The organism is Thermoanaerobacter wiegelii Rt8.B1 (assembly GCF_000147695.2).
Classification (GTDB): domain Bacteria; phylum Bacillota; class Thermoanaerobacteria; order Thermoanaerobacterales; family Thermoanaerobacteraceae; genus Thermoanaerobacter; species Thermoanaerobacter ethanolicus.
Genome location: NC_015958.1, coordinates 726,057 through 739,093, shown reverse-complemented (window position 1 = coordinate 739,093; position 13,037 = coordinate 726,057). Strand labels below are relative to the sequence as shown.

The 13,037-nt window shown below is 35.0% G+C and carries 10 protein-coding genes, 9 tRNA genes and 2 pseudogenes; 1 reads left to right on the top strand and 20 read right to left on the bottom strand.

From position 1 onward, the window contains the following. Nucleotides 1-1,294 precede the first annotated feature (1,294 nt). The 13 genes from THEWI_RS03525 to THEWI_RS03465 form a co-directional block, all read right to left on the bottom strand. Nucleotides 1,295-1,370 (bottom strand) — tRNA-Lys (locus THEWI_RS03525). A gap of 38 nt (nucleotides 1,371-1,408) precedes the next feature. Further along, a tRNA-Arg gene (locus tag THEWI_RS03520) sits at nucleotides 1,409-1,485 on the bottom strand. 14 nt (nucleotides 1,486-1,499) lie between these two features. Then, nucleotides 1,500-1,575: transfer RNA gene (locus THEWI_RS03515), tRNA-Gly, on the bottom strand. A gap of 7 nt (nucleotides 1,576-1,582) precedes the next feature. After that, nucleotides 1,583-1,669, bottom strand: a tRNA-Leu gene (locus tag THEWI_RS03510). Nucleotides 1,670-1,702: 33 nt separating this feature from the next. Further along, a tRNA-Lys gene (locus THEWI_RS03505) sits at nucleotides 1,703-1,778 on the bottom strand. A 7-nt stretch (nucleotides 1,779-1,785) separates the two neighbouring features. Beyond that, nucleotides 1,786-1,860, bottom strand: a tRNA-Gln gene (locus tag THEWI_RS03500). A gap of 3 nt (nucleotides 1,861-1,863) precedes the next feature. Beyond that, nucleotides 1,864-1,940 (bottom strand) — tRNA-His (locus tag THEWI_RS03495). Between the two features lie 11 nt (nucleotides 1,941-1,951). Continuing rightward, nucleotides 1,952-2,028 (bottom strand) — tRNA-Arg (locus tag THEWI_RS03490). A 4-nt stretch (nucleotides 2,029-2,032) separates the two neighbouring features. Beyond that, nucleotides 2,033-2,106: transfer RNA gene (locus tag THEWI_RS03485), tRNA-Gly, on the bottom strand. Nucleotides 2,107-2,282: 176 nt separating this feature from the next. After that, nucleotides 2,283-2,783, bottom strand: coding sequence for a metallophosphoesterase (locus THEWI_RS03480; RefSeq protein ID WP_003870473.1), 501 nt, complete (start codon nucleotides 2,781-2,783; stop codon nucleotides 2,283-2,285). Next, entirely contained in the window at nucleotides 2,784-3,380 is a 597-nt protein-coding gene (locus THEWI_RS03475) for an XTP/dITP diphosphatase (RefSeq protein WP_014062462.1), read from the bottom strand. Continuing rightward, nucleotides 3,340-4,125, bottom strand: a complete 786-nt coding sequence (rph, locus tag THEWI_RS03470) for a ribonuclease PH (protein ID WP_003870475.1) — start codon at nucleotides 4,123-4,125, stop codon at nucleotides 3,340-3,342. The genes THEWI_RS03475 and rph overlap by 41 nt, the downstream gene beginning before the upstream one ends. A 147-nt stretch (nucleotides 4,126-4,272) precedes the next feature. Beyond that, on the bottom strand, nucleotides 4,273-6,042 hold the full coding sequence (locus tag THEWI_RS03465; RefSeq protein WP_014062461.1) for an N-acetylmuramoyl-L-alanine amidase: 1,770 nt from the start codon (nucleotides 6,040-6,042) through the stop codon (nucleotides 4,273-4,275). A 179-nt stretch (nucleotides 6,043-6,221) separates the two neighbouring features. On the opposite strand from THEWI_RS03465, the gene THEWI_RS03460 reads away from it, so the two are divergent. Next, a complete protein-coding gene (locus THEWI_RS03460; protein ID WP_014062460.1) occupies nucleotides 6,222-6,401 on the top strand; it encodes a hypothetical protein in 180 nt (59 codons plus the stop codon). Between the two features lie 91 nt (nucleotides 6,402-6,492). On the opposite strand, the gene THEWI_RS03455 is transcribed toward THEWI_RS03460, so the two are convergent. From THEWI_RS03455 to THEWI_RS03430, 7 genes and pseudogenes are all read right to left on the bottom strand, one after another. After that, nucleotides 6,493-6,780 carry a hypothetical protein gene (locus tag THEWI_RS03455; RefSeq protein WP_156786929.1) on the bottom strand — a complete coding sequence of 96 codons (288 nt, stop codon included), beginning with the start codon at nucleotides 6,778-6,780 and terminating at the stop codon, nucleotides 6,493-6,495. A 219-nt stretch (nucleotides 6,781-6,999) separates the two neighbouring features. Continuing rightward, nucleotides 7,000-7,146 carry a hypothetical protein gene (locus tag THEWI_RS14140; protein WP_014062459.1) on the bottom strand — a complete coding sequence of 49 codons (147 nt, stop codon included), beginning with the start codon at nucleotides 7,144-7,146 and terminating at the stop codon, nucleotides 7,000-7,002. Between the two features lie 56 nt (nucleotides 7,147-7,202). After that, a pseudogene (locus THEWI_RS03450) lies at nucleotides 7,203-8,164 on the bottom strand (ABC transporter ATP-binding protein). Further along, nucleotides 8,157-9,188 (bottom strand): ABC transporter ATP-binding protein, encoded by a 1,032-nt coding sequence (locus THEWI_RS03445; protein ID WP_004405396.1) that lies wholly within the window; start codon nucleotides 9,186-9,188, stop codon nucleotides 8,157-8,159. The pseudogene THEWI_RS03450 and the gene THEWI_RS03445 overlap by 8 nt, the downstream one beginning before the upstream one ends. Nucleotides 9,189-9,200: 12 nt before the next feature. Then, the gene (locus THEWI_RS03440; protein WP_014062458.1) at nucleotides 9,201-10,118 is read right to left on the bottom strand and encodes an ABC transporter permease; all 918 of its coding nucleotides are present in this window, start codon (nucleotides 10,116-10,118) and stop codon (nucleotides 9,201-9,203) included. A 2-nt stretch (nucleotides 10,119-10,120) separates the two neighbouring features. Continuing rightward, nucleotides 10,121-11,050, bottom strand: coding sequence for an ABC transporter permease (locus THEWI_RS03435; protein WP_014062457.1), 930 nt, complete (start codon nucleotides 11,048-11,050; stop codon nucleotides 10,121-10,123). 106 nt (nucleotides 11,051-11,156) lie between these two features. Then, nucleotides 11,157-12,805, bottom strand: a pseudogene (locus THEWI_RS03430) (peptide ABC transporter substrate-binding protein). Between the last annotated feature and the right edge of the window lie 232 nt (nucleotides 12,806-13,037).

Below are 13,037 nucleotides of genomic sequence, written 5' to 3'. Positions count from 1 at the left end.
CCCGCGTGTTAGGCACCCCAATGGATATTAATGGATATTCTATATTCAAATATATATTCTGCCTCATTGTAAGCTCAAAGCGACTATATCTATTAACTTCAAAACTATTATTCTAAAATTGCTATCTTCCGTTGTCCTTATTGTGGTAAAACTCTTGAAAAATCAAAGCTCGTAGGGAATGTGATATCCATAAATGCAAGAACTCTTCTCGCCCTTATTATCTTGATAAATATTTAAAAAACAAATTGCATGGGGTACAGGCAATATTGGACTTTGTTTTGTTTGACAAACTCGTCTGCTTTAAGTCAGCCTTATATGCAGTTCTTGGTCATCGGGCCGGGATTTATCATCTAATGTAATTTGGATGATTATTTTCGTTTTTTTTTTGAGAAAAAGACAATATAAATTTTTTTAGTTGTTTTCAAGTTATAACTTACTTACAAAAGCAAAGATATACAATATAAATAGTTAACTGTTTTGTTTTTTACATTATTATCTGTTAAAGTACTATATTCGACAAAAAAAGCATAATTCCTTCTTAAAAATTTTAAAAAAAAAAAAAAAAAAAAGGGGGGGGGGGGGGGGGGGGTTTTTTTTTTTTTTTTTTATTTTTTTTTTTATAAAAAACAAAAAAAAAATTGGGGGGGGGGGGGGGGGGGGGAAAAAAAAAAAAAAAAAAAAAAAATTTTTTTTTTTTTTTTTTTTTTAAAAAAAAAAAAAAAAAAATTTTTTTTTTTTTTTTTTTTTTTTTTTTTTAAAAAAAAAAAAAAAAAAAAAAAAAAAAAAAATTTTTTTTTTTTTTTTTTTTTTTTTTTTTTTTTTTTTTTTAAAAAAAAAAAAAAAAAAAAATTTTTTTTTTTTTTTTTTTTTAAAAAAAAAAAAAAAAAAAAAAAAAAAAAAAAAAAAAAAAAAAAAAAAAAAAAAAAAAAAAAAAAAAAAAAAAATCAGAAAATTGTTTAACCAATTTCACCTAATTGGGTTCTTTGTCAAGAGCTGGGGTAGGTATTTTCTAAATGCCCCCTTTATGTTACCTTTAGATAAGAGGTATTCTTCAAATTTAGTACTTGTATATTGTGACCTCAAATCGCTATGAAGTATAAGCTCTTTTTGAGGTTTCTGAGCATCATAAGCATTATAGTAAGCTCTGTATCCACAGTTTTAGACAAGGAAAAGTTCTAAGCCGGAAGAATAGCAGAAAAAATTAGTGGACCCCAACATAAGGAGAAAATCCTTAATTTCGCATACAAAAAAGGTATCGACATTTTATCGATACCCTTAAACTTCGCATAAATACTGGTGCGCCATCAGGGACTCGAACCCCGGACCCGCTGATTAAGAGTCAGCTGCTCTACCAACTGAGCTAATGGCGCACGTAGAACCGTTCTTATATATTTGGCTTTTTCTTCTCTGGTGCGCCCTGTAGGATTTGAACCCACGACCTCCAGGTTCGAAGCCTGTCACTCTATCCAACTGAGCTAAGGGCGCATACATAATTAAAATGGAGCGGACAACGAGACTCGAACTCGCGACCCTCACCTTGGCAAGGTGATGCTCTACCAACTGAGCTATGTCCGCATCTATATGGTGCGGGAGAAGGGACTTGAACCCATATGCCGCTTTAGGCACTAGAACCTGAATCTAGCGCGTCTGCCAATTCCGCCACTCCCGCACAAATTCAGGCCCTCACTTTTCTCTTTAAAACTGGTGACCCATCCGCGACTCGAACGCGGGACACCCTGCTTAAAAGGCAGGTGCTCTACCTCCTGAGCTAATGGGTCACATAATTGGCTGGGATGGCAGGATTCGAACCTACGAATGCCAGAGTCAAAGTCTGGTGCCTTACCACTTGGCTACATCCCAGCATGGGGTGGATAGTGGGACTTGAACCCACGACCTCCAGAGCCACAATCTGGCGCTCTAACCAACTGAACTATATCCACCACACAATAAATGGTGCGCCTGGAGAGATTCGAACTCCCGACACACGGCTTAGAAGGCCGTTGCTCTATCCAACTGAGCTACAGGCGCATATTGGAGCGGGTGATGGGAATCGAACCCACGTAACCAGCTTGGAAGGCTGGGGCTCTACCATTGAGCTACACCCGCATGTGTTAACTTACTTGAAATTTCAGAAGAATTTTCCTCGCTTGTTTCTTAATCCGTCTGACATTTTTAGATTATATCAGATGCCTTTATCTTTGTCAACACCTCGTTTTAAAAATTTTTTCTGGATTAAATTGTATAGAAAACATAAGAGGGGTAATTCCCCACTCTTACGTTTTCTATGCTTCTTTTAGCACTGAGACTTCTTCTAAATTCACTAATCTTGGGAATATACCAGTCTTATCAATTGTCACTAATGCTATAGTTTTTTTTGCACCTTCTCTTGGCAAAGAAGGACTGCCTGGATTTAAAAGTAAAATATCTTCATGTTTTGAAATCATAGGAATATGAGTATGCCCAAAAAATACAGCATTTACTCCCAATTCTCTTCCTCTATCTAAAATCGTTTGATACTCGTATTTAACATAATATCTGTGTCCATGAGTTAACAAGATTTTTTGGCCTTCTGTTTCAATTACTTTCTCCAATTCATCTTTTGTAGGGAAATCACAATTCCCTTTAACATACTCTAATGGAATCCCAAACTCTTGAGATAATTGAATAGCATCTGAAGCATTATCTCCTAAATGAATAAGATAATCTATTCCTTTAAGCTCCCGCAATTTTTTTCTAACCAGCGCAAATATACCATGTGTGTCGCTAATAACTGCTAAAACCATTTATTTTTCCTCCAGACGTTTTAAAATATAATTTTTTAACTTCATAAGAGCATCAGCTCGATGACTTATCTTATTTTTTTCTTCCATAGTAAGTTCTGCCAAACTCTTTCCTAAATTATCGACATAAAAAACTGGGTCATATCCAAAACCATTTTTCCCTCGAGGATGATCTAAAATGTGCCCTTCTAATTTACCTTCTAATAAAGTTTCTTTTTCCCTTTCTACCACTGCTATTACTGTCTTAAAATAAGCTTTTCTTTTTTCGTAAGGAACGCCCTCTAATAGTTTTAATAATTTTTTGTTGTTATCTTCATAGGTAGCATTTTCACCAGCAAATCTTGCTGAATATACTCCAGGCTGTCCATTTAAATGCTCCACAAACAATCCTGTATCGTCAGCTATAATAATTCCCTCAACCTTTTCTTTTAAAAAGCGAGCCTTGATAAGAGCATTTTCTTCAATCGTATTTCCTGTCTCTTCTATGTCTTCTTTTATACCCAAGTCTGCCATAGAATAAATTTCAACAGGATAGCCTTTAAAAAAATTTTTTATTTCTTCAGTTTTGTGAGGATTGTGGGTTGCTATTATTATTTTCAACTGAATCAACTCCTATTTTATCGACAATATCAGAAAGAACCTCTTTTTGAATTTTGATAATCTGTTCAATCCCATATTCTGCAAGGCTTAAAAGGTCTGTCAAATTCTGCTTTGTAAATGGTCCGCCTTCACCTGTTCCCTGTATTTCTACAATTTCTCCTTTGTCTGTCATAACTACATTCATATCTACTAATGCATTCGAATCTTCTTGAAAGGATAAATCTAAAAGCTCATTTCCCTCCACAATTCCTACACTTACAGCCGCAACAAAACCTTTCAAAGGAATCTTAGGGATGTCACCTTTTTCTACCAATTTGTTAAGTGCATCTGCCAATGCTATAAATGAGCCTGTAATAGAAGCTGTTCTTGTACCCCCATCTGCTTGTATAACATCGCAATCTATCCATATAGTCTTTTCTCCTAACACATCCAAATCCACTACAGACCTTAAAGAACGGCCTATAAGCCGCTGTATTTCCATAGTCCTTCCACTAGGTCTTCCTTTAGTTACTTCTCTTGGATTCCTTGTTTCAGTTGCTCTTGGCAACATACCATACTCACTGGTTATCCAACCCTTACCTGTACCTTTTTGAAATGGAGGTACCTTATCCTCAATGGAGGCAGTGCAAATGACTTTTGTGTTTCCCATCTCAATTAGCACTGAACCTTCAGCAAACTTATTAAAATTTCTCGTAATTTTTATAGGTCTCAGTTCATTAAATTCTCTTCCATCAATCCTGTTCATTTCTTCAACCCTTTCATTTAATAAAAATAGTTTAAAGTTAATTTATTCTGCTTTATTGTTTTTATCGCTCAATATTATTTTAAAACCTTTATTAATATTTTACAAGAACATAAAGACAAAAAAATCTGGTTTAAAAAACCAGATAAATTATGGATTGCTATTTGTATTATTTGTATCATATACAGAATTAGAAACAGTTGCAGAGATAGATCCCTCTTTTAATTTTTTAAAATATTCTACAATGCCATTATATATTCCTTGAGCTACTTTCCATTGGAAGGCATCGTCCTGAAGCAAAGCTGCATCATCAGGATTGGTTATAAAAGCTGTTTCGATAAGTATTGCCGGCATTTTTGTTTTGTTTAACACTGACAAATTAGGCCCTTCTTTAAGCCCTCTGTCTACAGTGTTTATCTCTTTCATTAAGTTGTCATGGATGATTTGAGCAAAAGTCTTGTTGTCTCTTGTGTCTCCCTTGTATCCATTTGGATAATACCATATTTCTGTGCCTTTAGGAGTTGGAGTCCCAAAAGCATTGGTGTGTATACTTATAAATACGTCAGCTCCCGCATTGTTCGCTTCTTGTGACCTAGTAACAAGGTCTATAAATACATCAGAATCTCTAGACATCGTGGTTCTAAATCCACCTTTTGTGAGAAGGCTATTTAGCTTAAGAGCAATCCCTAAAACTACATCAGATTCTCTTAAACCACCTACTCCTATCGCACCAGGGTCACTTCCACCATGGCCAGGATCTATGTAAATAAGAGGCATTTCATTCGGCTGAGACTTCAAGACCAACATTATAATGTTTTTATCGATTATTTTTACAGAATAATCTGCTTTCCCAGTAGTATCTGCCACCACTCTCACTGTATCGTTGTTATACTGTGAATACCTTATAGCCGTTATAACATTTCCTTGCACTGGTATCTGACCAGCTTTACTTCCATCTGGCATTTTAAGAATAGCATCTGATATGTCAACAACTATCTTATTATCTCCAACTTTTTGAGTATTAAACTGCTCTGCATCGCAATTGATTATAACTTTATCATAATCACCTTCTTTTGCAAAACTTATTCCTGTTACATAGCTTGTACCAATATCAAATGAAATAGTTAAATTGGTACTATCCTGCGATTTGGTAATATTATAAGGGACTACATCTGTTAAATATATCACTGCCCGCACTTTAGGGACAGGTTGTGTTTGGTTCTGTGCAATTACTGCATTTACAAGACTTTTCTTATTAATTGGTATATTTATTCTTCCTTTGTCCCATATGGCATTTTCTATGTCCACATAAATTCTAATATTCCCTGGATCTTCTATAACTCCTTGACTATACTTTATGGGACTATCCGCTGTGATATTTACGGAAAATACGCCGTTATTATAACTTGTAGTAAAGCTAGTTATATTTGCAATTTTAGGTGGAGAGGCGGCATTTATTTGGTAATTTTTTTGGTCCCATTCTACTTTGTAGCCAAAAGTTTCAAACAAAAACCTAAAAGGAATATATGTATATCCTTCGTTGCCAATTCCTATTATTCGCGCAGGAGCTACTAACTTAACTTCTTTACCATCAACTAAGGCAACGTCACTTCCAATAGTCAGTCTAACAGTTTTATCTTTTGTTATAGTAACAGATTTAGTTTTGTCATCCCACTCTACTTTAGCTCCGAATCCTTTTTCCGAGATTACTCTCACAGGAATTAATGTACTGTCTTTTAAAATCAAAGGCGGGGTCTTTCCAGTGTCAAAATTTTGGCCAGCTACTTTAATTGTGATATCTGGAACATTGTAATAAAAGGGCTTTCCATCTACTAAAATAGTGTTCTTATATGCAAAAGCCATACTATATGAGGCTAAAATTGCTACAACCATTGCAACAAATAATGCTATTTTTTTCACTAAAAGCCCCCCTTTTTGTGAAAAAATTCGACTTTAAATATATCATAATACATTAATATTACAAAATGATTACAAACTCATTACAATTTCTTAACTTTATTAGTAATTACATATATTGTATCGGTTAAATGGATTAGTTTTTTGAGTTTTAGGAAAAATAAAAAATGGAGGTGGCACTTGTGACTAATATAAATTGCACAGCCGATTGTATTTATCAAAAAGAAGGAAAATGCACTTTATCTGACCTCTCACAAATGATAAAGAACAATAGTTTTGTTGATGATAATTACAATAAAGACAATTTAAATAGTGAAAACATGAAAATAAATTGTGCTTATTATGTTCCAGTAAAAAAATAGCAGCAACTTTTACTTTCCTTATAATTGTTGATGCTTTATTTACCAATTTATTCTATGCGCCTTTTTTAATAAAATAGGAATTTTTTAGCAGCTATGCTGCAAAATTAGAATTAAATTTCTTCTCTCCAAAATACATTTTGACAAAAATAAATGACAAAAGCACTGTCAATATAGGTATGAGTTTTAAGTTATACGGGAAAGAAGCTTCAATCATACTCATTTTTATAGGCTGAGGTGGATATAATAAATATTTCCCAACACCATATAAAGACATTCCTATGTAAAAGGAATTAATCGACTTATTTTTGAATTTCTTGGGTTCAAAAAACATGACAAATAAAAACCACTCATAAACTGGTAACGAAAATGAAAATATCATAATAAATCCCAAAAGCAAAGCAGCAGAAAGAGAAAAAACTGAAAAACTTAAAGCATTTTGTAAATCTAAGCTACGTACACCACTTACCTAAAGAAGGTAAATGGGCTTCTGAGCCATATATATTAAATACTCCCAAGGGATTGTTTTTATCCTGGATAGAAACGGGTGGTTTTTCCAAGTATTTAATATTACCATCCCAAAAAAGATGAGAAGGCATATTTAAGTTTTTTCACCAATAGCTAACTCTCTGCTCCACATATCAGAAGGATTGCTTGCAAAAATCTTTAGATATTCATAAAAATGATAAAAAATTATAGCAATTGAAACTATTATAATTAATAAAGCCGCTAAAAACCTTTTACTCATTTTACCCTTCTTTTTTAAAAATTTATGTAAAAAAGGCACCCACTGCAAGTGCCTTTTTATTTATTGAAAAGATGGCAAGCAACAAAATGGCTGCTACCTACTTCTTTAAGGGGTGGAGTTTGTTCTTTACAAATATCCATCGCATATTTGCATCTCGTTCTAAATCTACAACCAGATGGTGGATTTATTGGGCTTGGCACATCACCTTCAAGTATTATCCTTTCTCTTTTTCTCTCTACTTTAGGGTCAGGTATAGGTACAGCTGACAAAAGTGCCTGAGTATAAGGATGGAGGGGATTAGAGTAAAGCTCGGCGCTACTAGTCATTTCCACAATCATTCCTAAATACATTACAGCAACCTTATCACTTATATGCCTTACCATACTCAAGTCATGAGCAATAAATAAGTAGGTAAGGCCTTTTTCTTGTTGCAAATTCATCAAAAGATTTACAATCTGAGCTTGTATAGAAACGTCTAAAGCAGATATAGGCTCGTCAGCTATAATAAATTCTGGCTCTATAGCCATTGCCCTCGCTATACCAATTCTTTGTCTCTGACCACCTGAAAATTCGTGAGGAAATCTATTAGCGTGTTCTCTATTTAGCCCTACCATCTCTAAAAGTTGATATATTCTTTCCATTCTTTCTTTTCCAGTATATAACCCATGAATGTCAATTCCTTCACCAATGATATCCCCAACCGTCATACGGGGATTTAAAGAGGCATAGGGGTCTTGGAAAATCATTTGCGCTCTTCGGGCAAATTTCTTTCTTCCTTCGTAAGTTAGATGGTTAACTTTTTCTCCATCGAATATTATTTCTCCTGCCGTTGGCTCATATAATCCTATTATCGTACGACCTGTAGTAGATTTACCACACCCCGACTCTCCCACCAAACCTAACGTTTCTCCTTTTTTAATGGTAAAGCTTACATCATCTACAGCTTTTAAAATACCGCCACTAACTTGAAAATATTTTTTAAATTTTTAACTTCTAATAAAACCTTGTTATCACTCATCTGCTGCTACCCCCATTTCGAACGGATTGGTAACTTTGGGAGCATAGGGGTGCTTAAGCCAACAAGCAACTTGATGAGTCTCTGATTCTCTAGTCACCTCTGGCGGAGCTTCATAGCATATTTTCATAGCGTAGTCACATCTTGCTGCAAAAGGGCAACCAACAGGTGGTGCAAATAAATCAGGTGGCGTACCAATTATAGGTACAAGTCTTTCCTTGTTTTTGGCATCTAATCGTGGAACAGACCTCAACAATCCCCACGTATAAGGATGCTGGGGATGATAGAATATCTCATCTAAAGTTCCTCTTTCTACAATTTTTCCTGCATACATTACCACAACTCTATCAGCTATATCAGCGACAACTCCAAGGTCATGAGTAATGATAATTATTGAAGTATTAAACTGTTTTTGCAAATCCTTCATCAAATCTAAAATCTGGGCTTGTATTGTAACGTCTAAGGCTGTAGTAGGTTCGTCTGCAATTAATAATTTAGGTCTACAAGCAAGGGCAATAGCAATCATCGCCCTCTGTCTCATGCCGCCCGAAAATTCATGAGGATATTGATGAATTCTCTTTTCAGCATTAGGGATGCCGACAATATCTAACATTTCTTTAGCCCTTTTCATAGCCTCTGATCTAGTCACATCTTCATGTTTTAAAATTACTTCAGCAATTTGATTCCCTATTGTCATTGTAGGGTTTAAAGAAGTCATAGGATCTTGGAATATCATGCCAATTTTTGAACCTCTTATTGATTGCATCTCTTTATCCGTATAGTTAGTTATATCTTTTCCGTCAAATATAATTTTTCCACCTTTTAATCTTCCTGGAGGTTCAGGGTTTAGTTTCATTACAGCATGCATTGTAACAGACTTACCACAGCCAGATTCTCCAACAATCGCTAACGCTTCTCCTTTATACACTTCAAAGCTTACGCCTCTTACTGCTTTAACCTCCCCGGCATATGTGTCAAAAGAGTATTCCAGATCTTTTACTTCTAACAATACTTCCTTTTTTTCCATGTCAATTCCTCCTTATTTGCGCAACCTTGGGTCCAAAGCATCTCTTAAACCATCACCTAATAAGTTGAAAGAGAGCATTGTCATACTTATGAAAAATGCCGGGAAGAACAACTGATATGGGTACATCAAAAGAACATTGGTAGCATCATTAGCTAAAGTTCCCCAACTTGCTAAAGGAGGCTGCACGCCAAGACCTATATAACTTAAGAATGCTTCTGTAAAAATTGCCGCAGGAACGTCAAAAGTTATAGAAACTATTATTGGACCTAAAGTGTTTGGGATTAAGTGTTTTAAAATTATTCTTACAGGAGAAGCACCTAAAGTCTTTGCTGCTAACACAAATTCCTGCTCTTTTAATTGCAAAACCTGTCCTCTTACAAGCCTTGCCATTCCAACCCAACCTGTTATAACCATTGCAGTAATTATAGTAACAATGCCAGGTCCCATAACAAGCATAAGCAAGATAACTAATATGAGATAGGGTATTCCATACAAAATATCCACAATACGCATCATAACATTGTCAACTTGTCCTCCAAAGTATCCTGAAATTCCCCCGTAAATTACACCAATGATGCCATCCAGTAAAGCCGCTGCAATACCTATAGTAAGGGATATTCTCGCTCCCATCCACGTCCTCACAAATAAGTCCCTGCCAAGATAATCCGTACCAAACCAATGCTCAGCAGATGGTGGTTTGTTTGTCATCATAAGGTTTTGGTCAGAATATTTGTAAGGTAGCATATAAGGACCTATAATCGCCATTATGCCCAATAAGATAAGAAACACCAAAGATGCCATTGCAACTTTATTCATTTTAAGCCTTCTCCATGCATCTTGCCAATAAGTCATACTGGGACGTACAATCGCTTGGCTTTCTTCAATATTGGGCCCTACTCTTTCAAATTTCTCTCTTGTAATTTCAACCACCGTTATTTACCTCCCTTAGCAAGTCTTATTCTTGGATCAATTAAACCGTATGTTATATCTACAAGGAATACTAGGAATACAAGGATAGCACTGTAGAAAATAGTCGTTCCCAATATCATAGTATAGTCGTTGTTATATATACTCTGCACAAAATATTTACCAAGACCTGGTATGCCAAATATTCTTTCAACGACAAAAGTACCTGTAACGATTCCTGCAATCAATGGTCCCAATACCGTTATTACTGGCAAAATGGCATTTCTTATCATATGCCTCCAAATAATCTCAAAAGAAGAAAGCCCTTTTGATTTAGCAGTCTTTATATAGTCCTGTCCAATTACATCAAGCATACTTGCCCTCATTAAACGAGAAATTATTGACAATGAAGCAAAAGAAAGCGCTATTGAAGGAAGTATAGTATGAGCAAAAGTTCCCCATCCTGACACAGGAAGCCATCTTAATTTTGAAGCTATCCAATACTGCAACAATGTAGCAATAATAAAATTAGGGACAGACCTTCCTATAATAGCCAAAATCATTGAAACATAATCCCAAAAGCCATTTCTGTTTAATGCCGCCACAATTCCAAGAATCAATCCTAAAAATACTCCTATTATTATTGATTGCATTCCTATTTGAAAAGAGGCCGGAAAACCGTTTGCTATAATTTCATTTACCGTTCTGTTCAAATATTTTAATGAAATGCCTAAATCGCCATGTAACAAATTTTTTAGGTAATATCCATATTGGACAATTAAAGGTTTATCCAAGTGATACTTAGCCAGCATGTTTTGCCTTATCTGCTCTGGGACTCTTTTTTCGCTTGTAAAAGGATCCCCAGGAATCATGTGCATTAAGAAAAATGTTAAAGTAACAATGACCCACAAAGTTATAATCATATATATCGTTCGTTCTAAAGTATATCTTAGCAAATTTTTACACCTCCAATGGCGTTTGATGTAAATATACAGCGAATATATATGGCCTATGCCATATATATTCGCATTTATTCTAAATCATTCTTTCTTTATTTTTTATTTATTTTCCCTCAATGTAAGTCCATTTCATCTCCCAATCAGGGCCAAATGTTGGGAAGTAAAGATTCTTTACATACGGTTTTACCACATATGCCCTTGCTTGGAACCACAATGGACCAATTGGCATATCTTCCATTAAGATTTTTTCTGCTTGAATCATTTGTTCATTTCTTGCTTTCAAATCACCATTTACTTTTGCTTCTTCTATGAGTTTATCGTAATTTGGATTGCTGTAGAAAGCTGTGTTATTACCATTGTTTGTCTCCCACATATCGAGGAAGGTCATTGGATCGTTGTAGTCAGCCCCCCAACCAGCAAGAACTATTTGATAATCTCCTTTGTCCATCATGTCAAGTCTTACTTTAAATGCTACGCTTTGAATCTCAACTTGCACTCCAAGAGCTTGATTCCACATTTGTTGTAAAGCTACAGCGTATTTTTTAGCAGTATCTGTATCACCCGTTAAGAACTTAATGTTAGGGAGTTTGCTAAGGCCCAGCTCTTGTAAGCCTTTTTGCAAGTATTCTTTTGCTTGTGCCACATCATTGTCTTTGAAATATCCTGGTCCAGCTTCACTCCTAAAATCTCCGTTGTAACCAGGAATTCCAGGCGGAACAATGGCTTCTGCTGGTATAGAACCATTTTTAGCAACTTCTTTTACAAAAAGCTCTCTATTTATTGAAAGAGTAAATGCCTTTCTTATACTAGCATTTTTAAATATTTTATCTTTATTATTGAATTGCAAATACCAAACAGTCGCAAGTGCATAGTTGTGATATTCAGGTGAATCTTTATATTTATCTATATAGTCTCCAGGAATAAAGATAGAATCAAGAGCTCCCGTATCATAGTTTTGCACCAGAGAGTTATTGTCCTTTATCATACTGAAATTAATTGTTTGAAGTTTTACATTATCTTTATCCCAATAATATGGGTTTTTTCAAGGACAATGTTTTGTTCATGGTTCCATTCTTTTACTATAAATGGGCCACTGTATACCATAGTGTTGGGATCAGAGCCAACTTTATCTCCATATTTTTCATATATTGCTTTTTCAAGAGGCATATAAGTTACAAAAGAAGTCAATCCTAAAAATTGAGGTGCTGGTGCTTTCAAAGTAACTTGCAAAGTCTTATCATCTAAAGCCTTAACCCCTACTTGGTCAGCACTGCCTTTGCCAGAGTTATATTCTTCTGCCCCCTTAATATAATACAATTGATAAGCATATTGAGAACCTGTATTAGGGTCAAGAGCTCTTTTCCACGCATATTCAAAGTCATAAGCTGTTATAGGATTGCCGTCACTCCATTTAGCATCTCTTAAATAGAAGGTATAGGTGAGCCCATCCTCTGATATTGTCCAATCTTTTGCAAGGCCTGAACCTTTCTCAATCTTTCCGTCTTTGTTGTATCTTACAAGTCCTTCTAGCACGTCATTTAAAATTGTAATAGAAACTTCATCTGTAGTTTTTTGAGGGTCCAGTGTTGGTGGTTCATCACCTAAATTTAAATTCAAAACTTGTTCACTCTGAGTATTTGTAGAAGTTGTACTTGTAGCAGTTTTACTTTGCCCACTGCAACCTGCCAATAGTGCGCTTAAGACTAATACTAGAGAAAGCAATGTTACTATAACTCTTTTGTGTTTCAACATTTACATCTCCTCCTATTTTCTGTAAAATAAAATTTAAAACAACTTGACCCCCCTCAAAATATAAAAAGCGCGTTTTATCTCTCTTTACTTCACCTCCTTAGTGAAGTGGGCATTTGAAAATCGTATATTGCTTATAAATGATATATACATTTTATATCATTTGGCGATGATAATCAATATACAAATTTAAACACTCGAGAAAAGCTTTTCTTTATATATTATATAATTAAAC